At 69.7% G+C, this 22,145-nt stretch carries 18 protein-coding genes; 7 read left to right on the top strand and 11 right to left on the bottom strand.

Features of this window, described 5'->3' with window-relative positions; genetic code table 11:
• Positions 1-389 precede the first annotated feature (389 nt).
• The gene (locus AOK17_RS11795; RefSeq protein WP_055612355.1) at positions 390-1,226 is read right to left on the bottom strand and encodes an aldo/keto reductase; all 837 of its coding nucleotides are present in this window, start codon (positions 1,224-1,226) and stop codon (positions 390-392) included.
• A 170-nt stretch (positions 1,227-1,396) separates the two neighbouring features.
• On the opposite strand from AOK17_RS11795, the gene AOK17_RS11790 reads away from it, so the two are divergent.
• Positions 1,397-2,332 (top strand): bifunctional helix-turn-helix transcriptional regulator/GNAT family N-acetyltransferase, encoded by a 936-nt coding sequence (locus AOK17_RS11790; RefSeq protein WP_055612356.1) that lies wholly within the window; start codon positions 1,397-1,399, stop codon positions 2,330-2,332.
• 216 nt (positions 2,333-2,548) lie between these two features.
• Here AOK17_RS11790 and AOK17_RS11785 read toward each other — a convergent pair whose 3' ends face one another.
• Positions 2,549-3,976, bottom strand: coding sequence for an alkaline phosphatase family protein (locus AOK17_RS11785; RefSeq protein WP_055612354.1), 1,428 nt, complete (start codon positions 3,974-3,976; stop codon positions 2,549-2,551).
• A 452-nt stretch (positions 3,977-4,428) separates the two neighbouring features.
• On the opposite strand from AOK17_RS11785, the gene AOK17_RS11780 reads away from it, so the two are divergent.
• Positions 4,429-5,229, top strand: a complete 801-nt coding sequence (locus tag AOK17_RS11780) for a sugar phosphate isomerase/epimerase family protein (protein WP_055612353.1) — start codon at positions 4,429-4,431, stop codon at positions 5,227-5,229.
• Between the two features lie 45 nt (positions 5,230-5,274).
• Here AOK17_RS11780 and AOK17_RS11775 read toward each other — a convergent pair whose 3' ends face one another.
• The gene (locus AOK17_RS11775) at positions 5,275-5,631 is read right to left on the bottom strand and encodes an ATP-binding protein (protein ID WP_157881309.1); all 357 of its coding nucleotides are present in this window, start codon (positions 5,629-5,631) and stop codon (positions 5,275-5,277) included.
• Positions 5,632-5,814: 183 nt separating this feature from the next.
• On the opposite strand from AOK17_RS11775, the gene AOK17_RS11770 reads away from it, so the two are divergent.
• The 5 genes from AOK17_RS11770 (at position 5,815) to AOK17_RS11755 (ending at position 10,916) form a co-directional block, all read left to right on the top strand.
• Positions 5,815-6,633 carry a helix-turn-helix domain-containing protein gene (locus AOK17_RS11770; RefSeq protein WP_055612351.1) on the top strand — a complete coding sequence of 273 codons (819 nt, stop codon included), beginning with the start codon at positions 5,815-5,817 and terminating at the stop codon, positions 6,631-6,633.
• Positions 6,630-6,815 (top strand): DUF397 domain-containing protein, encoded by a 186-nt coding sequence (locus AOK17_RS48285; RefSeq protein ID WP_079052946.1) that lies wholly within the window; start codon positions 6,630-6,632, stop codon positions 6,813-6,815. Before AOK17_RS11770 ends, AOK17_RS48285 begins: the two co-directional genes overlap by 4 nt.
• Positions 6,815-7,786, top strand: a complete 972-nt coding sequence (locus AOK17_RS11765) for a hypothetical protein (RefSeq protein ID WP_055612350.1) — start codon at positions 6,815-6,817, stop codon at positions 7,784-7,786. Before AOK17_RS48285 ends, AOK17_RS11765 begins: the two co-directional genes overlap by 1 nt.
• Positions 7,787-8,307: 521 nt before the next feature.
• Positions 8,308-10,122 (top strand): glycoside hydrolase family 3 protein, encoded by a 1,815-nt coding sequence (locus AOK17_RS11760; RefSeq protein ID WP_055612349.1) that lies wholly within the window; start codon positions 8,308-8,310, stop codon positions 10,120-10,122.
• Positions 10,123-10,274: 152 nt separating this feature from the next.
• The gene (locus tag AOK17_RS11755; RefSeq protein WP_055612348.1) at positions 10,275-10,916 is read left to right on the top strand and encodes a hypothetical protein; all 642 of its coding nucleotides are present in this window, start codon (positions 10,275-10,277) and stop codon (positions 10,914-10,916) included.
• Positions 10,917-10,979: 63 nt separating this feature from the next.
• Here the strand turns inward: AOK17_RS11755 and AOK17_RS11750 are convergent, their stop codons facing one another.
• The 8 genes from AOK17_RS11750 to AOK17_RS11715 all read right to left on the bottom strand — a co-directional run bounded on the left by AOK17_RS11750 (position 10,980) and on the right by AOK17_RS11715 (position 21,734).
• Positions 10,980-12,428, bottom strand: coding sequence for a S28 family serine protease (locus AOK17_RS11750; protein WP_055612347.1), 1,449 nt, complete (start codon positions 12,426-12,428; stop codon positions 10,980-10,982).
• 159 nt (positions 12,429-12,587) lie between these two features.
• Positions 12,588-12,974 carry a hypothetical protein gene (locus AOK17_RS11745; protein WP_245697098.1) on the bottom strand — a complete coding sequence of 129 codons (387 nt, stop codon included), beginning with the start codon at positions 12,972-12,974 and terminating at the stop codon, positions 12,588-12,590.
• Positions 12,975-13,070: 96 nt separating this feature from the next.
• Positions 13,071-16,796, bottom strand: a complete 3,726-nt coding sequence (locus tag AOK17_RS11740; protein ID WP_055612345.1) for an ABC transporter ATP-binding protein — start codon at positions 16,794-16,796, stop codon at positions 13,071-13,073.
• A 162-nt stretch (positions 16,797-16,958) separates the two neighbouring features.
• Positions 16,959-17,990, bottom strand: a complete 1,032-nt coding sequence (locus AOK17_RS11735) for an esterase-like activity of phytase family protein (protein ID WP_055612344.1) — start codon at positions 17,988-17,990, stop codon at positions 16,959-16,961.
• A 145-nt stretch (positions 17,991-18,135) separates the two neighbouring features.
• Positions 18,136-18,993 (bottom strand): calcium-binding protein, encoded by an 858-nt coding sequence (locus AOK17_RS11730; protein WP_055612343.1) that lies wholly within the window; start codon positions 18,991-18,993, stop codon positions 18,136-18,138.
• Between the two features lie 250 nt (positions 18,994-19,243).
• Positions 19,244-19,843: a P-loop nucleotide/nucleoside kinase family protein gene (locus tag AOK17_RS11725; RefSeq protein WP_079052945.1), complete on the bottom strand. Its 600-nt coding sequence runs from the start codon at positions 19,841-19,843 to the stop codon at positions 19,244-19,246.
• The gene (locus tag AOK17_RS11720) at positions 19,840-20,754 is read right to left on the bottom strand and encodes a serine hydrolase (protein WP_055612342.1); all 915 of its coding nucleotides are present in this window, start codon (positions 20,752-20,754) and stop codon (positions 19,840-19,842) included. Before AOK17_RS11720 ends, AOK17_RS11725 begins: the two co-directional genes overlap by 4 nt.
• 218 nt (positions 20,755-20,972) lie before the next feature.
• The gene (locus AOK17_RS11715; protein ID WP_157881308.1) at positions 20,973-21,734 is read right to left on the bottom strand and encodes a hypothetical protein; all 762 of its coding nucleotides are present in this window, start codon (positions 21,732-21,734) and stop codon (positions 20,973-20,975) included.
• Between the last annotated feature and the right edge of the window lie 411 nt (positions 21,735-22,145).

Raw genomic sequence — 22,145 nt, 5'->3', positions numbered from 1 at the left:
GAAAGACGCGCCAGCCGTTGGGTTGTCGGGTCGGGGCCGCGACGGGGCATCCGATCGCAGCTGTGTCATCCAGTACCTACTGGTTGCCCATCAGAGGTCGTGCTGCGATCGGAAACCCCGACACGACCCCTTCGTCCGGAGGGCGGCTGCCGGAGGGTGAGGGGCTGGTTTCTTCCAGGGGCGCGGGGAACGGCGCAGTCTTTGTCTTTTAAGGGGCGCGAGGAACCGCGCACCCAGTCACGACACACCCGCACCTACGCATCCGGCCTCAGCCACACTCCTCAGGGGCGCGGGGAACGCCGCAATCTTGTGGCCTTTAGGGGCGCGGGGAACTGCGCGACCCCAGCCCCCACCGGGCCGCAGCCAGGACTCCGCCCGACTGCGGAGGACTACAGCGCGTCCAAGCGAGCCCGTTGGCCCGGGCTGAGGTGGAGCCCGCCCGCCGCCACGTTCTCCTCCAGGTGGGCGAGCCGACCCGTGCCAGGGATCGGCAGCATCACCGGTGAGTGGCCGAGGAGCCACGCCAGTACGACCTGCGTGGGCGTAGCGCCCAGTTCGGCCGCCACCGCCGCGATCTCCGCCGTGTCCCCCGACGACCCCCACGCCACGGTCCGCCACGGCAGGAAGGCGATCCCTGCCGCCTCGCAGGCGGCCAACACCGGCTCATGCTCGCGGTCGAGCAGGTTGTACCGGTTCTGGACGCTCGCGATGTCCACGATCTCTCGCGCCCGGTCGAGTTCGTCGACGGTGACCTCGGACAGGCCGATCCGGGCCACCTTGCCCTCGTCCCGGAGGTCCCGCAGTGCGCCGAGCTGGTCGGCGAGCGGGGTCGCCGGGTCGATGCGGTGCAGTTGCAGGAGTTCGATGCGGTCCATACGGAGGCGGCGCAGGGCCTTGTCGACCTGGGCCCGCAGGACCTCCGGGCGGCCGTTCAGCTCCCACTCGCCCGAGGACTCCGACCGTTCGAGGCCGATCTTGGTGGTGACGAGCAGCCCGCCCGCGTACGGGTGCAGGGCCTCGGCGAGGAGTTCCTCGTTGGCTCCCCCGCCGTACATGTAGGCCGTATCGATCAGTGTCACGCCCAGTTCGACAGCCCGCCTGGCCACCGCTATTGCCGCCTCGCGGGCGTCGGCCGGTTCGGTGGGCAGGTGCATCGCCCCGAAGCCGAGCCGGCCCACCTCCAGGTCTCCGCCGATACGGAACGTGCTCGATGTGGTCGTAGTCATCTACGAGTCTCCCCCTCGATCCTTCGATCGAACGGCCACGCTAACAGCGCCCCCGGACCGACAAAACCCGTGCGGACACCTACCACAGCGGGCATAATCTCTGACTGAGTCAGCTATCCAGCCCGGTGTGTGAACCCCAAGGCAGGTGTCAAAGGCAGGTGCCGGACGTCATGACCATTCAAGAGATCCGTGCTTTCAACCGCTTCTACACGAACCTCATCGGCGCGCTCGACTACAGCCGCCAGCTCCACGCCCCGTACACGCTCACGGAGTCCCGCGTGCTGTACGAACTCGCCCACTCCCCCCGTACGGACGCGGCCGACCTCCGCGGCGAACTCTGTCTGGATTCCGGCTACTTGAGCCGTCTGCTCGCGAAGTTCGAGAAGGACGGGCTGATCGAGCGGGCGCCGTCCGAGAAGGACACCCGGCGGCGCCGGATCACGCTCACGGACCGTGGCCGGGAGACCGCCGATCTGCTGAACGAGCGCTCGCGGGAGGCCGTCGGCTCGCTGCTCTCCACGGTGCCGCCGGAGGCCCGGCCCCGGCTCGCCGAGGCCATGCGGGACATCCGGGAGATTCTTTCGGACGCGAGCCGGCGGCCACCGCGTCGGGAGGACGTACTGCTGCGCGAGCCGGGTCCCGGCGACCTCGGCTGGGTCGTGCAGCGCAATGCCGCGCTCTACGCCTCCGAGTACGGCTTCAACACGGACTACGAGGGCCTGGTCGCCCGGATCGTCGCCGACTTCGCCGAGGACCACGATCCGCACCTGGAGCGGGTGTGGATCGCGGAGCTCGACGGTCGTCCGGTGGGCTGCGTGATGTGCGTACGGGACGAGGCGCCCGGCGCCGCCCGGCTGCGCCTCCTGCTCGTCGAACCGGACGCGCGCGGTCTCGGCATCGGCGATCAACTGGTGGGCGCCTGTGTCGAGTTCGCACGCGGCGTCGGCTACCGGGAGATGGTCCTGTGGACGAACGACGTCCTTTCCGCCGCCCGCCGCATCTACCAGCGCCACGGCTTCGTCCTAGTCGACGAGAAACCCCACCGCTCCTTCGGCACCGACCTAAACGGCCAGGACTGGCGCCTGGACCTGCATGGCGTGAGCTGACAGGCGCCGACACACCTGCCTGCCCGGCGGAGACGACAGGGGGCGCCCCATCAGGGGCGCGGGGAACGGCGCAGTCTTTGGCTTTTTTGGGGGCGCGGGGAACGGCGCGATCTTTTGGCTTTTAGGGGCGCGAGGAACCGCGCACCCGGCCGAGTCCGACGGTCCCTCGATATCCGGCCCAACCCCCAGCCGCCCTACCCACGCCCCCCGACGGAGTCACACGCGCGGGCGCCGCCCCTTCTCCTGCCTCGGAAAGGACTGGCGCCCGCCAGGAAGCACCGGCTTCGGCAGAGTCGCCACCTCCTCCTTCGCCCGTTCCAGCTGCTCCGCCGTGTCGTCCGGGAGGCGCGGTGCCCGCGGGCGGGGGCTGGAGAAGCGGAACGCCGACGTGAGGTCACCGAAGGTGTCCCGACGCCAGTCGCTGATGTTCGGTTCCTCCACGCCCGTGAATGCCTCAAGGAAGCGCAACGAGGAGGTGTGGTCGAACGCCTCCGACGCCACCCAACCGCCCACTGTCCAGGGCGAGATGACAATCGCCGGTACGCGGAAGCCACCGCCGATCGGCAGGCCCTGGACGAACTCGTCCGCCGTACCCGCGCGCGGTGTCGGCGGGGCCACGTGGTCGAACAGGCCGTCGTTCTCGTCGTAGTTGAGGATGAAGGCCGTCTTCCGCCACACCTTGGGGTTGGAGGCGATGGCCTCGATCTTCGACGCCACGAAGTCCGCGCCCGCGGCGGGCAGGTAGTCCGGGTGCTCCGACTGGAAGCTCGTCGGCATGATCCACGAGACGGCCGGCAGGCGGTCGTTGCGGGCGTCGTCCTCGAAGGTGCCCTCGGGCTGGGGGCGTACGCCGCGCTCGTAGAGGTCGGAGCCCGGTGCCGCGTTCTTGAAGGACGCGAACTGCTCCAGCATGTTGCAGCCGTAGTCGTCGTCCTGCTGGTACACCTTCCAGCTGATCCCGGCCGACTGGAGCCGCTCGGCGTACGTCGTCCAGCGGTACGGCGTCGGCGCCACGTTGCTGAGGATCGGGCCGCCCCGCTGCCCGCCCGGGTCGATCGTGCCCGTCATCCACATCAGACGGTTCGGCCAGGTCGGGCCGAACACCGAGCAGTAGTAGTTGTCGCAGATGGTGAAGGCCTCGGCGAGGGCGAACTGGAAGGGGATGTCCTCGCGGGTGTAATACCCCATGACGTACGGGCCGTTGACGCCGTCCGCCTTGCGGTGGGCCGGCAGCCAGCGGTCCATTTTGCCGTTGTTCCAGGCCTCGTGCTGGACCGACCAGGCGTGGCTGGTGGACGGTATCGCCTGCGCGCTCGACTTGCGGGTGTCGAGGTGGAAGGGCAGCAGATAGCCCTTCGGGTTCTCGGCGTCGGGCTGGTAGAAGACCGAGCGGCCGTTGTCGAGCTTCAGCGGGTGCGGGTCGGCGAAGCCGCGTACCCCGGACAGGGTGCCGAAGTAGTGGTCGAAGGAACGGTTCTCCTGCATCAGCATCACGACGTGCTCGATGTCGCGGAGCGAGCCGCGCTTCGGCGGTCCGGCCGCGACGGCCTTCTGCACGCTGGGCGGGAGGAGGCTGAGGGCCGCGGCGCCGCCCACCGCGCCGGCGGCGGAACCGAGGAGTCTACGACGAGTCAACTCGGGCATGGTTGCCCCTTCTTGAACCATTGGGCTCTGCGGAGTGGCGTGGGCCCGTGACGGAGAGCAGCGGGCCGCCGATCACTCTCCGCCGGGTTCGGCATGGCCCATCAGGGGCGTCCGGTGAACAAGTGAGAAACGGGTGGGAAGGGGTTGGCCAAGCCATGACATGCCAGGTCGGGGCATTGCCGGGCCGTTGCCGGGACTTGGCGGACGGATGGGCCGTACATGGGTCGAGGGCCGCGAGGCGCGCTGCCCGGAGTCGGCCTTCGAACCCGCGAGGCGCGCCGGCCGAGGTCGGTCTCCGGACCCGCGAGGCGCGGCCGGGAGTCGATCGCCGGACCCGCGCGGTACTGCCCGGAGTCGATCTCCGGACCCGTTCGGCACTGCCCTGAGTCGATCTCCGGACCCGTGCCGCACGCGGGAGTGAAAAAAGACTGGTGGCGGGTACTGTCCGAGTCATGAAGCTGGCCTTCTCCACCCTCGGTGTTCCTGGACTCCCGATCAGCGACGTGGTGCGCCTCGCCGCCACGCACGGCTATCACGGCGTCGAGTTGCGCACGCATCCCGAGGAGCCGGTCCACCTCGGCCTGGATCCTGCCGGACGGACCGACGTGGCTGCCGAGTTCAAGGCCGCGGGCATCGAGATCCTGGGCCTCGCCGGGTACGCGCGCGTCGCGGCACCGGGCGACGACGGCCCCGTGATCGCCGAGATCCGCGAGCTCCTCGAACTGGCCCGGGACCTCGGCGCGCCCTACATCCGCGTCTTCCCAGGCGGCAGCCCCGACCAGAGCCCCGAGGAGGCCGACGCCACGGCCGCCCGGCGCCTGGGCACGGCCGCCGAGTACGCCGCCGACCTGGGCGTACGCATCCTGCTTGAGACCCATGACTCGCACCGCACGGGCGCCGACGCGATCCGCGTCCTCGGCCTGGTCGGTCACCGCCAGGCCGGCGCCCTGTGGGACGTCATGCACACCTGGCTCGGCGGCGAACAACCCCCGTCGACCTTCGCCGCGCTCTCCCCGCACCTCGGCTACATCCAGGTCAAGGACATCGCCTCAGCCGACGACACGACCCCGCTGCCGCTCGGCACGGGCGTCCTCCCCCTCACCGAGTGCGTCGAACTCCTCTCCCGCGAGGGCTGGGACGGCTGGCTGTGCTGGGAGTACGAGAAGCGGTGGTACGCGTCGGCCGCGCCGCTCGAAGGGTTGCTGGGGGCGGGCCGGGAGCATCTGGCGCGGTTGCTGAACGAGTCGGCGTAGGGCGGCGGCGCGTCGACCGGCACGCCGCGCCCTCTGTAGGCGTGCCTATTGCGTGAGCACTCTCGCCCATACCGTCTTGCCGATCACTCTGCCTCTCAGCTCCCAGCTCTCCGCCAGCGCCGCCACGAGGTGCAGGCCGCGGCCCGACTCCGCGTCCAGGTGCGGGACTTGGGGTTCCGGGAGGCGGGGAGAGGCGTCGGAGACCTCCACCTCGACCGTCTTCTGGCCGTCGTAGGTGAGCGCCACCTCGAAGAAGCGGTCGGGGACGCGGGCGTGGCGTACCGCGTTCGTCGCCAGCTCCGAGACGATCAGCTCGATCGCCTCCGCCGCGTCTGTCGGGATCCGCCATTCCGTGAGTACGGACCTGGCCCCACGGCGGGCCTCCGGCACGGAGCGGGTCACCGGTGTGAGCCTGCGCCGCCATGTCCGGACTCGGAGGTTTACTCCGTCACTTTCTGTGTTCACGTGAACACTGTCGGCCCTGGTGGCTACCGTCACCAGTGACCGAGCGTCGACGCCTGCGGCGGGCAACTGTGCCTGTGCGGGCGTTGATTGGCGTTGAGTGCCGTAGAGGGGAAGGTTGCAATGGCGCAGCCCAAGAAGAACTCGTCGTCACCTGCCGCGCAGTATTTCGCGGAGGTACTGCGGATGCTGCGCACGAAGGCGGGGTTGTCGCAGACCGAGTTGGGCGAGCGGATGGCTTATACGGGGGCCGCGGTGAGCGCGGTCGAGACGTGCGCCAAGCCTGCGACCGATGAGTTCATCGAGGCCGCGGAGAAGGCGCTGGAGGCGGGTGGGGTGATCGCGGCGGCGGCCAAGTATTTGCGCTTGGAGCGCTATCCGGCCCACTTTCAGGGGTTCGTGCAGCTTGAGCAGGAGGCATTGAGTGTCTCCTCGTACTGCACGCAGCTCCTTCATGGCCTGCTGCAGACCGGGGAGTACGCCCGTGCCGTGCTGAACTGCGCGTTTCCGCCGCTCGATGAGGACGAAGTCGAGAAGTTGGTTTCGGCTCGCCTGGAACGCAAAGCACTCTTCGACCGCAAGCCGGTGTGTGTCATCAACGTCATCCTCGAAGAGGCCGCACTGCGACGGCTAACCGGTGGCTCCGAAGTCATGCGCGCACAGTACGAGTACCTCATCACCTGCGCGGAACGACCAAACGTGGTGCTCCAGGTCATGCCGACGACCATGGCCGGACATGCGGGGCTCCAGGGGCCGTTGACCGTACTGGAAACTCCTGAGAACACCACCTTGGTGTACATGGAGGGCAACGGTCAGAGCACCCTCGTTTCCAGGCCAGATGAGGTCGGGTTTCTGGCACGCCGTTATGCAATGATCAGAAGTCAGGCCCTCCACCCGGGGGAATCCGTCGCCCTGATCGAGCAGTTGGCAGGTGAGCTATGACCCAACTGACGTGGTTCAAAAGCAGCTACAGCGACTCCAGTGGCGGCGAATGCGTAGAGGTGGCCACCACCTCCGCCATCCACATCCGTGATTCCAAAGACATCGCACGCCCCTCCCTCCGTGTCTCCCCCGTCGCCTGGGGTGTCTTCATAGCCGAGGTAAGGACCGCTTCCCACCCCTGATGCTGATCCGCGAAGCCCTCCGCAACCTCCGTCTCACCTGGCGGCCCCTCTATCGGCTCACGCTCCTCGTCACCGGGCTCTCCACCCTCGCGGGGAGCGCCGTCGTGGGGGCCGGGTTCCTCCTGTCGTGGGGGACGTTCGAGGAGGTGCGGAGGAGTGCGGACCAGGATGTCGCCTACGAGGACCCCATCGCGGCGTACATCGACGGGACGATGGAGACCCTGCAAAAGGTCGGCGCGGGCGTCACCGTGCTGCTGCTCGCGCTCGCCGCGGCCGTCGTCGCCGTGTTGCAGACCGCGTACACCGTGGCCTTCGAGCACACCTCGGAGGAGGGCCAACAGACCCTGACTGTGCGTGTGTTGTGGGCACGTATGCGTCCGCACCTCGGGGTCGCCTACTGGGTGCAGTGGCGGGTCTGGCTGCGCGTCGGGGCGGTGGGGTTCCTGGCGCTCATGACCTCGGTCGTCGCGGACTCGGGGGAAGTGCCGGGTGTCGAGCGGACGCTGGTGGGTGAGACCGCGACCTGGCAGTACCGGCTCGTGGGTGGCGTCCTGCCGATCACCATCGCGGCGCTCGCCCTGCTCGTGTACTTCCGCCACTGCGTGGCCACCGCCGCGCTGGTGACCGAGAACTCCTCCTCCAAGGCGGCGGTCCGACGTGCCTGGGCGCTGACGAAGAGGGCGCCCTGGAAGACGTACGGCATCGGGCTGCTGCTCATGGCGGCCGTCGTGCTCGCGTTCGTCGTCCTGCGGTACGCGGCGGGGCCCGTCGCGCACGTGCTGGGACTCGGCATGTTGTGGCTGAGCGACGACAACCCGTACATCACCGGGGTGCTGGTCCTGATCACGCCGACCGCGGTGGCCCTGCTCCTGCTGCCGCTGGTGGTTCTGCCGTTCGTGTGCTCGGTGGTCGCCGTGCTGTACCGGGATCTCAGCGCGAGGGAGCCTCGCGTCGCCACTCCGGTGGCGTGACACCGGCCTCGCCCCACAACGACCGCAATCCAGCGGCCCAAAACAGCACCCCATCAACCCCGTTGTGCACTCCCGTGCCCACCCGCACCAATTTCCGGGAATCGGTGGATTCAGGGGAACCCATCCTCGCCACCCCCCGTCCAACCCGCATGCTGCCGGATGAGTCACCGCAGTGCGGTGTCGGCCTCGCTGCTGGCTGCGATCGCTGACTTACCCTCTCCGCCGCCTGCGGCCGACAGCACGCCGTCATCGGCGCGCCCCCCCTCCAACAGCGCCGATGACGGCCCCTCTTGTGTCAGGCAGTCCGTACGTCGGCGAGTGGTGATTCCTCCCCTGGCCGGTCCCCCACTGGCAGGGCCCCGGGCAGCCCCGCCGGAAGGGCTCAAGCGGGGTGAATCCGCCGTGTCGGCTGTCCGCGCTATTGACTGGCAGAAATTTCCCGGATATCCGTGACTCCTTGGAAGTTTCCTTCATACTCGCCCCTCCACGGGTCCTTCGGGCCCTCTCCGGAAGGAGCGCACGTGCACACCTCCAGACGTACGCTGCTCGCGGCGACCGCGGGCGCGGCGGCGGTCGTCGCCGTCGGCGGCGGTCCGGCGCTGGCCGAGGACGACGACACCGGCAGGCACGACGACAAGAAGCTCCGGGCCCTGATCTCCCGTATGACGCTCGAAGAGAAGGTCGGGCAGCTCTTCGTGATGCGGGTGTACGGGCACTCGGCGACCGCGCCCGACCAGGCCGACATCGACGCCAACCTCAAGGAGATCGGCGTACGGGATGCCGCCGAGCTGCTCGCGAAGTACCGGGTCGGCGGGATCATCTACTTCGGGTGGGCGCACAACACCCGTGACCCGCACCAGATCGCGGACCTGAGCAACGGCATCCAGAAGGCCTCGCTGGCACAGCCCCGCGGGCTGCCCGTGCTCATCTCCACCGACCAGGAGCACGGCATCGTCGCCCGCGTGGGCAGGCCCGCGACGCTCTTCCCGGGTGCGATGGCCCTCGGGGCCGGCGGCTCGCGCACGGACGCCCGTACGGCGGGGCGGATCGGCGGCGCCGAACTGCGCGCGATGGGCGTCCGGCAGGACTACGCGCCGGTCGCCGACGTGAACGTCAACCCGGCCAACCCGGTCATCGGCGTACGGTCCTTCGGTGCCGATCCCCAGGCGGTGGCGGGGATGGTCGCCGCGCAGGTGAAGGGGTACCAGAGCGCCGGGGTCGCGGCCACGTCCAAGCACTTCCCGGGGCACGGGGACACCGAGACCGACAGCCACTACGGGTTCCCGGTCATCGAGCACACCGAGGCGCAGTGGGCCGAGCTGGACGCGCCGCCGTTCCGCGCCGCCATCGCGGCCGGGATCGACTCGATCATGACCGCGCACATCATGGTCCCGGCGCTCGATCCGTCGGGCGACCCGGCGACCCTCTCCCGGCCCATCCTCACCGGCATTCTGCGCGAGCGGCTCGGCTACGACGGGGTCGTGGTGACGGACTCGCTGGGCATGGAGGGCGTACGGACCAAGTACGGGGACGACCGGGTGCCCGTGCTCGCCCTGAAGGCCGGTGTCGACCAGCTCCTCAATCCGCCGAAGCTGGACATCGCCTGGAACGCCGTCCTCCAGGCCGTCCGCGGCGGCGAGCTGACCGAGGCGCGACTCGACGAATCGATCCTGCGGGTGCTGCGGCTGAAGGCCAAGCTGGGGCTGCTCAAGGATCCGTACGTCACGGGGCGCGGGGTGGACCGGGTCGTCGGGATCTCGTCGCACCTCAAGGCCGCTGATCGCATCGCCGAGCGGACCACGACTCTTCTCGTCAATTCCGGTGGGCTGCTGCCGCTTTCGCGTCGTACGCATCGGAGCGTTCTTGTCGTCGGGGCCGATCCCGCCTCGCCGTCCGGGACCACCGGGCCGCCCACGACCGTGCTCGGCGCCGCGCTGACCGAGCTGGGCTTCACGGCGACGGTCCTCTCGACGGGCACTGCCCCCACCGACGCGACCATCGCGAAAGCCGTCGCGGCGGCCCAGGGTGTGGACGCGGTGCTCGTGGGGACGTACAACGTCACGGCCGCCTCCAGTCAGCGGACGCTCGTGAACCAGCTCCTCGCCACGGGCCGTCCGGTGGTCGCGCTCGCCATCCGCAATCCGTACGACGTGGCCCAGCTGCCCGATGTCAAGGCCTACTTGGCGGCGTACTCGTGGACGGACGTCGAGCTGCGCGCCGCCGTGCGCGTGCTCGCGGGGCGTGCCGACCCGGTGGGCGAGCTGCCGGTGCCGGTACAGAAGGCGGACAAGCCGACGGAGGTGCTGTACCCCGTGGGGCACGGTCTGAGGTACTAGCCCGACGTACCCGGCCCGTCCTACCGGGCCTGGCGTACGGGACCTACGCCGCACACCCGGCGCACCGCCCCCAACTGACGCAAAGTACCCCGTACGCCTGGCGGGGCCCGCCGCGACGGGTCACGCTGGGCGGGGGGATCGGGGGGAGCGCCATGCGCGATGGACGGGGCGTGGGAGCACGTCGTACGGGGATGGTGTGCGGGCTGCTGATGCTGGTGGCGGCGGCGCTCACGGGATGCCAGCAGTCGTCCGGGACCGAGGAGCGCAAGCTGGACGAGACGACTCCGGCTCCGACGCGGGCCTCGGGATACGGGGTGGTGTTCCTCGCGATCGACGAGTGCAGTTCGTTCGGGCGCGAGTCGTTCACCGAGGTGCCGTGCACCAGCGAGAAGGCGGCGGCACGGGTGGTCGCGCGGCACGACGGGAAGGTCGGCGCGGGGCCGCCCTGCCCCGCCACCACGGACTTCGTGCTGCACATCAGCGAGCAGAAGCCCTCGGCGGACGAGGACGGCGACGGCGCGGTCCCGCAGGGCTACGCCTGTATGCGCAATCTTGAGGCCCCGCATCCGGGCGACCCGGGCGGCGGCGGAGGCCCCCGCACCATCGTGGGCGACTGTGTCTACAGCGCGGGCGAGGGCGAGGTCCGTGAGACGTCGTGCGACAGCACGGGCAAGAAGGCGCCGGAGTTCAAGGTGACCGCGGCGGTGGAGAAGCGCACCGGCTGCCCGCCCTCGACTGCGTTGTACGTCCAGCTGGGCGGGCCGAAGCCGGTGGGCTGCGCCCGCCCGGTGTAGCCCCGGGGTTTCCCCGAGGACTCCACCGGACGGGCGCGGCAGGGCGCTTGCCGCGTCGGCCGGTTACGGCCTGAGCTGGCGCTCCACCTTGCGCTTGTCGAGCTTCGAGTCGTACTTGGCCAGCGGCTTCGCCCTGTCCGGGTTCGCCTGGACCGCGGCGGAGGCGACGCCCGCCCACTCCAGGATCCGGGCCGTGGCGAGGGCCTTCTGGTCGGCGACGAGACCCGCGACGTTGGCGCCGTGGTTCATGCCGGGGGCCGTGAAGACGTACGAGTCACGCGCGCCCTTGCCGAGGTGGAACGGCTCGGCACCCCACGGGTCGTTCTGGCCGTACACGAACAGCATCTGGTTCGCGTTGCGCTTCACCCAGGCGTCGACGTCGTGCATGACGCCGGGCTGGAACTTCATGGAGATGTCGCGCGGCACGAAGTTCCGCGGCGGCTGGTAGCCGTACCGGATCAGCTTCTTCTCGATGTGCGGGAAGCCGATGGTCGGCGCGCCGAGCTGCGTACCCGCCTGGTAGTAGTACGGCGTGTACGGCTCCAGGCCCTGGTCCGTGTAGAAGGAGAAGCCGGAGATCGTGTCGACCGACGTCCAGATCTCCTCGTCGGTCGCGTTCTTCGCGTCCGCCGGGATCTCGTCGCAGCCGGCGAGCGTGCCGTACTGCCAGAAGCCCCAGACGTAGTCGAGGACGACGGCCTCGTAGGCCTTGTCCAGGCTGCCGACGGTGTTGAAGGTGTAGCCCTCGGCGGCGGCCACCTCCTTGTACTTCTTCTCCAGTGCCGTCCGGCGGACGAGTGCCTCGCGCTGCACCGCGTTCAGCCGGGTGCGGCACTCCTTGGTGCCGACCTTCGCGAAGAACCGGTCGTACGCCGAGTCCTCCTTGTTCACCACGTCGTTGGGGGCGACGTACGCGACGACGCCGTCCATGTCACGCGGGTAGAAGCGCTCGAAGTACGTGGCGGTCATGCCGCCCTTCGAGCCGCCGGTGGAGACCCACTTCTTGTCGTAGATCGGCTTGAGGGCCTTGAAGATGCGGTGCTGGTCGCTGGCGGCCTGCCAGATGTCCAGCTTGGTCCAGTCGGCCGGCGCGGGCCGGGACGGAGTGAAGTAGCGGTACTCCATCGAGACCTGGTTGCCGTCCACGATCTGGGTCGGCTCGCGGCGACTCGGGGTCGTGGAGACGTTGTAGCCGCCGGTGTAGAAGACCGTCGGGCGGGCCGTGTCCTTGTGCAGCACGGTGATCCGCTGCTGGAAGGTGCCCTTGGACGGCTTCCGGTGGTCGACGGGCTGGGTGTAGTTGAGGACGAAGAAGCGGTAGCCCGTGTAGGGCTTCTCCTCGATCAGGCTCATGCCCGGGATCGCGAGGAGCCGGTCCTTGATGTCCGCGGCGTCGTCGTTGACGACGTTCGTGCCGGCGGCGTCCGGCTGGGCGGCGGTGGCCGCCCCGGCCGTGCTCACGGTGCCTATCAGCACCACGAGCGACAACAGCCATCTGAGCGTTTTGCGCATGCGTTCTCCCCTGAATACGCAGATGTCCGCCGGAACCTAGCGGAGCAACTGCTGTCGCACCAGGGGATGTTGGGTGCATTACGGACAGGAGGGTACGAAGATCGCACAACTCGGCCGGGAGAGTCCGCTCAGCGGGGAATCCGGTCGGTGGGGATCAGGTCAGCAGAGAATCCAGCCCGTGCTCACCGAGCCCGAGCCGACGGCGCCCTTGATCCACACACAGCGGTTGCCGGCGTGCACCTTCACCGGGCCCGCGTACTTCTTGAACATCCCGTCGTTGGGGACCGCCTGGTTCCCCCGCGCCCGCACGCTCACCAACATGTACTTGCGGGCGCCCACCTTGTGGGGACGGGTCACCGCGCAGACGTAGCCGCGCTTCTTGTAGACCTGCACGTACCCGGTGGAGAAGGTCACCGTGCGCACCTTCCGCCCCGCACACGGGCTCGCCGCCGACGCCTCACCCACCCCGGGGCCCGCGAGCACCAACAGCCCCGAGGCGGTCACCAGGGCAGTACCGAGCGCCAGACGTCGGCGTATCACGCCCATGTCCACTGGTGTCCCTTCCACGGCCCGCAGCAATCGGCGTACTGGTGTACGGACGCATGACGTACGGCGAATGGTTGCGTGGAAGGGGCTACTGGGTCACGTCGGCGTGCTGACGGTCGCCGCCTCGTCCTGGTCGGGCTCCCCCACGAACGTCCGCCACAGCTCCGCGTACCGGCCGCCCCGGGCGAGCAGTTCGTCGTGCGTGCCGTCCTCCGCGACCTTGCCGTCGGCCATGACCACGACACGGTCCGCACGGGCGGCCGTGGTCAGGCGGTGGGCGACCACCAGCGTGGTGCGGCGGCCCGCGATGCGGTCGGTGGCCTGGTTGACCTGGGCCTCGGTGGCCAGGTCGAGGGCGGCGGTGGCCTCGTCGAGGAGCAGGATGTCCGGGTCGACGAGTTCCGCGCGGGCCAGCGCGATGAGCTGCCGTTGTCCGGCGGAGAGGTTGCGGCCTCGCTCGGCGACCTCGTGGAGGTAGCCACCGTCCAGCGTGGCGATCATGTCGTGCGCGCCGACCGTGCGGGCCGCCGCCTCCACCTCGGCGTCACTCGCGTCCGGACGCCCGTACGCGATGGCGTCCCGGACCGTGCCCAGGAAGAGGTACGCCTCCTGCGGGACGACGCCCAGACGGTGGCGGTACGACGTGATGTCGAGGGAGCGCAGATCGGTGCCGTCGACCGTGACCCGGCCGCCGGTCGGGTCGTAGAAGCGGGCCACGAGCTTGACGAGGGTCGACTTGCCGGCGCCCGTCTCGCCGACGAACGCGACGGTCTGCCCGGCCGGGATGCTCAACGAGACGTCGCTGAGGGCCTCTTCGTCGTCCCCGTACGCGAAGTCCACATCCTCGAAGGCGATCTCGCCCCGCAGGGACAGGACTTCGAGCGGCTCGTCGGCGGCCTTCGTCGACGTCGGCTCTTGGAGCAGCTCCTGGATCCGGCCGAGCGAGACGGTCGCCTGCTGGTACCCGTCGAAGACCTGCGAGAGCTGCTGCACGGGGGCGAAGAACAGGTCGATGTAGAGGAGGTACGCCACCAGCGCACCGGTGGTGAGGGTGCCCGCGTCGACCCGGCCCGCGCCCACGATCAGGACCGCTGCCGCCGCGACCGCCGACAGCAGCTGCACGAACGGGAAGTAGATCGAGATGAGCCACTGGCCGCGGATACGGGCCTGGCGGTAGCTGTCGCTGCGCTCCGCGAACCGCTCACCGCCCGCGCCCTCGCGGCGGAACGCCTGGAGGATCCGCAGCCCGGACACCGACTCCTGGAGGTCCGCGTTCACCACGGAGACGCGCTCACGGGCGAGTTCGTACGCCTTCACGCTGGCCCTGCGGAAGAAGAACGTGCCGATGATCAGCGGCGGCAGTGTCAGGAAGACGACCACTGCCAGGCCCACGTCGATCACCAGCAGGGCGACCATGATGCCGAAGAAGGTGACGACCGAGACGAACGCGGTGACCAGGCCCGTCTGGAGGAACGTGGACAGCGCGTCCACGTCCGTCGTCATCCGGGTCATGATCCGGCCGGTCAACTCCCGCTCGTAGTAGTCGAGTCCGAGGCGCTGGAGCTGGGCGAAGATCTTCAGGCGGAGTGAGTACAGGACGCGTTCGCCGGTGCGTCCGGTCATGCGGATCTCGCCGGTCTGCGCCACCCACTGGACGACGACGGTCACCAGGGCGAGGGCGGACGCGGCCCAGACGGCGCCGAGGGCGACCTCGGAGACACCCTGGTCGATGCCGTGCCGGATCAGGATCGGCAGGAGCAGACCCATGCCCGCGTCCACGGCGACCAGGCCGAGGCTGACGAGCAGCGGAAGCCTGAAGCCCCGCAGCAGACGCCTCAGCCCGTACGACTCCTCCGGCGTGACCGCGCGTGCCTCGTCGATCTCCGGGATGTCGGAGGCCGGGGGCAGCGCGTCGACCTGGGCGAGGAGTTCGGGGGTCGCGGGCGAGCCGTCGAGGGCCGTGTCCTTGGGCTCGCGGTCACCGGTCCACAGGTGCGGGGTGACGCCCCGCTCGGCGTCGAACTCGGCGTCCAGCTCGTCCCGTACGGACGTGTCCTCCTGCGGGCAGGACGGCCGGGCGTGACCGGGCGATACCCCGCCCAGCTCGTCCGGGTCCGTGAGCAGGCGCCGGTAGAGCGGTGAGCGTTCCGTCAGCTCGCGGTGCGTGCCGATGTCGGCGAGGCGGCCCTCGTCGAGGACCGCGATGCGGTCGGCGAGGTTCAGGGTGGAGCGGCGGTGGGCGATGAGGAGTGTGGTGCGGTCCGCCATGACCTGCTTGAGGGCCTCGTGGATCTCGTGCTCCACGCGGGCGTCCACGGCCGAGGTCGCGTCGTCCAGGACCAGCAGGCGGGGGTCGGTGAGGATCGCGCGGGCCAGGGCCACGCGCTGGCGCTGGCCGCCGGAGAGGGTGAGGCCGTGCTCGCCGACCTTGGTGTCGTAGCCCTCGGGCAGCGCGGCGATGAAGCGGTCCGCCTGGGCGGCCCGGGCCGCCTTCTCGATCTCTTCCTGGGTGGCCTCGGGGCGGCCGTACGCGATGTTGGCGCGGACGGTGTCGGAGAAGAGGAAGGAGTCCTCGGGGACGAGGCCGATCGCGGCCCGCAGCGAGTCGATGGTCAGCTCGCGCACGTCGTGGCCGCCGATGAGGACCGCGCCCCTGGTCACGTCGTAGAAGCGGGGCAGCAGGAGGGAGACCGTGGACTTGCCGGAACCGGAGGAGCCGACGACCGCGAGGGTCTCGCCCGCGCGGATCTCGAACGAGAGGCCGTCCAGGACCGGGCGGCTGTCCTCGTAGGCGAAGGACACGTCGTCGAACTCGACGGTCGCGGGGGCGTCGGCGGGCAGCGGCTTCGTGCCGTCCTTGATCGACGGCCGGGTGTCGATGAGCTCCAGGACGCGTTCGGCGCCGGCCCGGGCCTGCTGGCCGACCGTGAGGACCATCGCGAGCATCCGGACGGGGCCGACGAGCTGGGCGAGGTAGGCGGAGAACGCAACGAAGGTGCCGAGGGTGATCTGCCCCTTGACCGCCAGCCAGCCGCCGAGGGCCAGCATGGCGACCTGGCCGAGGGCCGGGACCGCCTGGAGCGCCGGGGTGTACCTGGAGTTCAGCCGGATCGTGCGCAGCCGGCCCGCGAAGAGCTTGCGGCCGATCTCGCGCAGCTTGCCGGTCTCCTGGTCCTCCTGCCCGAAGCCCTTGACCACGCGTACGCCGCTGACCGCGCCGTCCACGACACCGGCCACGGCTGCCGCCTGCGCCTGGGCGTACCAGGTGGCGGGGTGCAGCTTGGAGCGGCTGCGCTTGGCGATGACCCACAGGGCGGGGGCGACGGCGAGGGCCACCAGGGTGAGCGGCAGCGACAGCCAGGCCATGATCACGAGGGAGATCAGGAAGAGCAGTACGTTCCCGACCGTCATCGGGAGCATGAAGAGCAGGCCCTGGATGAGCTGGAGGTCGCTGGTCGCGCGGCCCACGACCTGGCCGGTCGACAGCTCGTCCTGGCGCCGGCCGTCGAGGCGGGTGATCGTCTCGTACATGTCCGTGCGCAGGTCGTGCTGGACATCGAGCGCGAGGCGTCCGCCGTAGTAGCGGCGGATGTAGGTGAGGACGTAGACGACGACTCCGGCGCCGATGAGCGCGGCGGCCCAGGGGCCCATGCCCCGGGTGTGGTCCCCGACGACGTCGTCGATGATCACCTTGGTGACCAGCGGAACCAGGGCCATGACGGCCATGCCACCGAGCGAGGCGCCCAGCGCGAGCACGACGTCCTTCGGGTACCGCCAGGCGTACCCCGCCAGCCGTCGTGCCCATCCCTGCTGTGTCGCCACGAGTGCCTTCCATCCGTCCGGTCGATCCTGATCGTCCGGAAGGCACCAACGCGGACGGGAGGGGATTTCATCCCTCCGCAACAATTCGGGGTCACGTACGGGGTCACGTTCGGGTCAGCGGTCAGAGGCGGACCCGGGGGATCTGAGGCAGACCCGGAGGGGTCAGAGGCGAACCCGGAGCGAGTAGAAGCGGGTGATCTGGACCGGGTTCTGGTTGTCGTCGCTGACCAACAGCAGGTTCAGCCGGCCGTGGCCGCCGCCCGTGACGGCGAGACCCTCGACGTTGTCGAGGAGCGGGTTGGGCTGCGGCTGCTTGGCCTGGGCGCCGAGTGAAGGACAGTTCACGAGGTCGGCGAGCAGGGTCTTACGGACGAGGCGTACGCCGCTCTGGCCGGTCAGGGTGTCGATGCCGGACGTGTCCGTGGCGCGGCGCTGGTCGGCGAGGTACAGGCGGATCGTGTTGCCGACGCCCGCGGTGAAGCCGCGTTCCAGGACGAGGAGGCGGCCGTCGGGGGTGGCCGTGGTCTCGGAGACGTTCAGACCGGTGTCGGTGCGGTAGCCGTACTGGGCGTCGAGGGCGAAGTGGCCCCGCTGCCGCTCCCAGGTCTGGAAGCGGACGATGCCGGTGGTGTCTCCCGCGAGGGAGCCCTCCATGCCTGCCAGCAGGGTGCGGCGGCCGGGGAGGAAGGTCAGCCCCTCGAAGGTCTGGTTCGCCGTGGCCCGGCCCGCGGGGGCGACCTTGAGCGCGTCCGGTACGGGGAGGCGGTCGAGGATGCGGCCGTCGCGGGCGTACCGGCGTATGGACGGCTCGGTCTCGGAGGCGACCAGCCGGGTCCCGTTCCGGTCCACGGCCAGCCCCTCGGAGTCGAGCGCGGCACCGGTCTCGTCGGCGAGCGGGACGGCGGAGGCGGGCCGGAGCGTCTTCCGGTCCAGCGTGAAGAGTGCGGACCGGTCGGAGACCGCGGCGATCCTGCCGTCGCGGTCCACGGCGAGCGCGGAGAGGTTGCCTACGAACGTGCCCTCGTACGTCGTCTTGTCGAGCGCGTCGGAGAAGCTCTCGATGGAGACGGAGGGCGAACAGGCCTTGCCGCTCTGGGTGTTGGCGGGCTGGGCGTTGGCGGGCGCTGCCGCGGTGAGGCAGGTGGCTGCCGCCAGGGCGGCCGTGACGGTGGCGAGGAGTGGTCTCAGGCGCATGGCGTCACGGTAGGCGGAGGTGGGTTGAGGGGGAGGGTACGGGCCGTTAATTCCAGGGAGTCGGGGATTCGAGGGAGCCGGGGAGCCCGGGGCCGGAGTCGCGTGGGCACCGGTTACCCACGCGGCTCCGACCGAGCGCCTGGTCTCAGTCCTGGTAGACCTTGTTGTTGCCCGCGCCGCCGGAGAGGGTGTCGTTGCCCGCGCCGCCGTGGATCACGTCGTCGCCGGTGTTGCCGAAGATCGTGTCGTCGCCCGCCAGGCCGTACAGGGTGTCGTTGCCCCTGCCGCCGTAGAGGGTGTCGTTGCCGGAGCTGCCACGCACGATGTCGTTGCCGTCGTCGCCGTACAGGGTGGTGTAGCCGAGGTCGTCCTCGCCGGTCACCGTGAGGACGTCGTTCCCGGCGCCGCCGCTGCAGTGGTACGCGCAGCCGGTGAGGATGGTGTCGTTGCCGGCCTCACCGAAGGAGCCGTTGACCCAGACACCGTCGACGCCTTCGAGGTGGTCGTCGCCGTCCCCGCCCTTGAGGACGTTCGCCCCCTTGCCCCGGAGGACGTCGTTGCCCGGGCCGCCGTCGAGGGTGCCCTGCGTGAAGACGTCGTCGCCGACCGTCGCGGTGTCGTCGAGGTCACCGAGGTCGACGTCGTAGATGTCCGAGTCGTCGGACCCCAGGGGCTCGGGCTCCACGCACTCGACGACGGTGCGGTCGGTCGCCGAGGGGTACGTACACACGTCCGTGCTGGTGATGGTGATCTCGAACTTGTCCCGGAAGGTGACGAGGTAGTCGCCGCCGAACTCGTCCGGGTCGACGTCGATCATCTTGGTGGAGATCCGCAGGTCGTTCACCTGTCCGGCGGCGGCCCGGTACCAGATCGCGCCGTCATAGCGCTCGACGGTGGCCGTGGAGGCCGCCGTGTCCGCCTGGGCGGCGGGCGCGGCGAGTACGGCTCCTCCCAGAGCCAGTACGAGGGTGGAGGTGGCGGCGATGCTTCGTAAAACGCGCATGCGAAAGAGACCCTTCGTGGAGTGCGTGCTGAACGGAGTCGGAATCGGAATCGGCGGCGAGGACGCCGGTGAAGTCGTCGGCGCCCTCACCGCGATCGGCGATCGGACAGCTGGTGCGGTCCATACGGTCCGCGCGGCCGTACTGTCCGTGACGGGTGTGGCAGGTGTTGTTTCCGATCACCCATTCAGACAGCGGACCGGGGCCGAGGGTTGCCCCGGAGAATCGCTTCTTTTCGCCGGACTCCGCAGGTCAGCGGGGGTTTCTAGCACTCCTGGGTGAGCTTCCGAGGAAGCCCGGGTGAACGTTCCCCCTCATCGCGGAGGCGCCCTGATGCCGGATCATCGTCTTGACGAGTTTCGCGACCATGGCAGGCGGGACGCCGGTGGTGTCGATCAACTCGGCCTCCCCGCGCAGCCAGAGCAGTGCCTCGTCGTAGTCGTGGAGATGGTCCAGGCGCCGCCGGCGGGAGCCGACGCTCTCCGGGTCCGTGTCGTTCTGGATGCGCTCGACGAGCGTGTTGTGGTCGGCGTGCAGGACGAAGTGGCGTAAGGGAATGCCCGCTTGGACCAGTCCCGTGCGGATCTCACGCCAGTACGGCTTCTCCAGCACGGTCTGCGGCACGACCAGCGTGCCGCCCACATGGTCGAGCACCTGACGCGCGGTCTCCACCACGAGACCGCGCCACGGCGGGAACTCCTGGAAGTCGCGGGCCGGCTTCCCCAGGACGTGCCAGAGCATGTAGCCGACCTGCTCGGTGTCCAGCAGCCTGGAGTCCGGGAGGAGGCTGGTGAGTTGCCTGGCGGTCGTGGTCTTGCCGACGCCGAAGGTGCCGTTGAGCCAGATGATCATGAAGCGGGCACCGCCGGGAAGGCTTCCTGAGGGTCGGTCGTGGGCGTATAACGCTGCGCTCTGGTCGGCACGAGGTCCTTGTGGATCGCTTTGGCCACGGCCTGAATCGTCGTCACCCCGTAGTTCATGGTGCTGTTGCCGTGGGTCAGGACCGAGATCGTGTAGTCGTGGCCCGCGCCCTTGAAGGTGCCCACGCTGTGGACCCGCCAGCCGTGCGTGGAGCGGGACAGCCAGCCGTTCTTCACATGGACGGCGACCGAGGAGGGCGCTCCCGCCGGAGTGCCCCAGCGCTGCGAGGAGACGACCTTGCCCATGAGCTTGAGTACGTAGGCCCGGGAGTTGTCGCTCAGAACCGTGTTCCTGGCGGTGAGCAGCGCGAGGAGCTTCTGCTCGTCCTGGACGGTGATCTGGGTGAGGCCCCAGTAGCCGTTCGCCCCCGGCTTGGTCCGGGTCATGCCGGCCGCGGCGAGGAAGCCCTTCACCTTCGTGGTGCCCAGCTGGTTCCAGAGCTTGGTCGTGGCCGCGTTGTCCGACTTGGTGATCATGGCGGTGGCCAGATCGGACTCCCGCTGGGTGAGAAAGCGGTTGGCCTTCTTGGCGTCCCAGAGAAGCGTGGCGAGGACGGTCACCTTGACGACGCTGGCCGAGTCGTAGGCCTGGGTCGGTCTCAGCGTGCAGGTGGTGCCGGTGCTCCGGTCGTGGAGGCCGACGGCCACGGTGCCCCCGCGGTTCGCGAGGGCCGTGGTGATGTCCTTCTGCAGTTTGGTCGCCAGGGCCGGCTGGGCGGATGTGCACGTCGCCTGCGGTGTGGCCGCGGTCGCTGGTGTCACGGCCACGGTCAGCGGCACTAGGACCCCGGCGCCGAGGCCCGCACAGAACACACGGGTACGCCGGGATATCCGGTGAGTCATCGAGTACTTCCATCCCCTTGGGTACGAACGAGCGCGCCTCGGCACGCTCGTCTCTCTCGACTCATCGGGGTGGCTGGGGGTTGTACGCGGTTTTCCGGAAGGTGAGTTGGGCGGCCTTGGCGCCCTGGAGACAGGGGCTCGGGGACCGGAAGCGGAATGCCCGATGCGGTCCGAACCGGGATGCCCGAGGGGGCCCTGGAGAGGGGCCTCCGCTACGGCTACTTCTGAGTGACCCGCCCGGCGATCCCCTTCTTGATCGTCACCTCCACCGTCAGGTTGCCGGCCTCGGCGGCGGCGTCCAGGTCGTCGGCGGTGCACTTCTCCGCTTCGGAGGTCTCGGGGTCACCGCAGATGTCGCCGCCCGTGATCTCCGTGTCCTCGGCGACCCAGAAGGCACGCTCGCCGACCAGCAGCTTGCCCGGCGCCAGGAACGTCAACTTGCCGGAGAACGTACCGTCCGAACCGGCCGGCGCCTCCGAGGAGTCGCCGCCCCCACCCTCCGCGGCGAAGACCTTGGTGGCTATGCCCTTCTCGATCGACACCTCGGCCTCGGTGTTCCCGGCCTTCGCGGTGTCGTCCAGCTGGTCGGCGGTGCAGTTCTCCGCCCCCGCGGTCTCGGGGTCACCACAGATCCCGGCGCCCTGGATCACCGTGTCCTCCGCGACCCAGAAGGCACGCTCCCCGACCAGCAGCTTGCCCGGCGCCAGGAACGTCAACTTGCCGGAGAACGTACCGTCCGAACCGGCCGGCGGCTCCGAGGCGTCGGCGCCACCGGAAGCCGCGGGAGAACCGGCGGGGGCCGAGGCGCCGGGAGAGTCCGAGGCACCGGCAGACGAGGAGGCATCCGCGCCGGCGGAGTCCTCGGGGCCGCACGCGGTGAGGAACAGCCCCGTGGCGGCCAGGAAACCGACGGCTGCGAGCGTACGGGAGCGGGTGCGGGTGCGGCTGAGCGACATGTCGGGGTGCCCTTTCGGCGTCATTGCTTGTTGATCTCAACCCGTCAAACGCCATACGCAGCAAGCGCGTTCATCGGCAGCCACTCCTGTTGCACAGCCGGCATGAACCGCCGGTAACTGTTACAGGGCGGCGCCCTCTGTGACCGTCCGGCCCTGTCGCCGATCAGCGCCTTCTGTGACCGTCCGGGCCCTGTCGCCGATCAGCGCCCTCAGTCCAGGACCGTCCGGCCCTTTACGTGTTCATACGCTTCCATGGGACCCCCCTTCCCCCACTCACAGCCGGGCCCCAGGTTCACCACAGCCCTCGCCCACACCGCTTTCGCACGATGCACGCGTGACATCTGCCACCGATCCGTACCCCCACGCCCCCGAGGCCGCCCAGGCCGCCCCCGCGGCGGACCGGGCCGCCGCGGGGGCGGCCTGGGCGGCCTCGGG

The sequence above is a fragment of the Streptomyces phaeochromogenes genome (assembly GCF_001418655.1).
GTDB lineage: Bacteria > Actinomycetota > Actinomycetes > Streptomycetales > Streptomycetaceae > Streptomyces > Streptomyces phaeochromogenes.
This window is presented reverse-complemented; position numbering and strand designations above follow the sequence as displayed.

Coding starts and splice junctions, on each gene's coding strand:
- AOK17_RS11795 (WP_055612355.1), bottom strand. CDS start 1,226: ATGACTACGACCACATCGAGCACGTTCCGTATCGGCGGAGACCTGGAG.
- AOK17_RS11790 (WP_055612356.1), top strand. CDS start 1,397: ATGACCATTCAAGAGATCCGTGCTTTCAACCGCTTCTACACGAACCTC.
- AOK17_RS11785 (WP_055612354.1), bottom strand. CDS start 3,976: ATGCCCGAGTTGACTCGTCGTAGACTCCTCGGTTCCGCCGCCGGCGCG.
- AOK17_RS11780 (WP_055612353.1), top strand. CDS start 4,429: ATGAAGCTGGCCTTCTCCACCCTCGGTGTTCCTGGACTCCCGATCAGC.
- AOK17_RS11770 (WP_055612351.1), top strand. CDS start 5,815: ATGGCGCAGCCCAAGAAGAACTCGTCGTCACCTGCCGCGCAGTATTTC.
- AOK17_RS48285 (WP_079052946.1), top strand. CDS start 6,630: ATGACCCAACTGACGTGGTTCAAAAGCAGCTACAGCGACTCCAGTGGC.
- AOK17_RS11765 (WP_055612350.1), top strand. CDS start 6,815: ATGCTGATCCGCGAAGCCCTCCGCAACCTCCGTCTCACCTGGCGGCCC.
- AOK17_RS11755 (WP_055612348.1), top strand. CDS start 10,275: ATGCGCGATGGACGGGGCGTGGGAGCACGTCGTACGGGGATGGTGTGC.
- AOK17_RS11750 (WP_055612347.1), bottom strand. CDS start 12,428: ATGCGCAAAACGCTCAGATGGCTGTTGTCGCTCGTGGTGCTGATAGGC.
- AOK17_RS11745 (WP_245697098.1), bottom strand. CDS start 12,974: ATGGGCGTGATACGCCGACGTCTGGCGCTCGGTACTGCCCTGGTGACC.
- AOK17_RS11735 (WP_055612344.1), bottom strand. CDS start 17,990: ATGCGCCTGAGACCACTCCTCGCCACCGTCACGGCCGCCCTGGCGGCA.
- AOK17_RS11730 (WP_055612343.1), bottom strand. CDS start 18,993: ATGCGCGTTTTACGAAGCATCGCCGCCACCTCCACCCTCGTACTGGCT.
- AOK17_RS11725 (WP_079052945.1), bottom strand. CDS start 19,843: ATGATCATCTGGCTCAACGGCACCTTCGGCGTCGGCAAGACCACGACC.
- AOK17_RS11720 (WP_055612342.1), bottom strand. CDS start 20,754: ATGACTCACCGGATATCCCGGCGTACCCGTGTGTTCTGTGCGGGCCTC.
- AOK17_RS11715 (WP_157881308.1), bottom strand. CDS start 21,734: ATGACGCCGAAAGGGCACCCCGACATGTCGCTCAGCCGCACCCGCACC.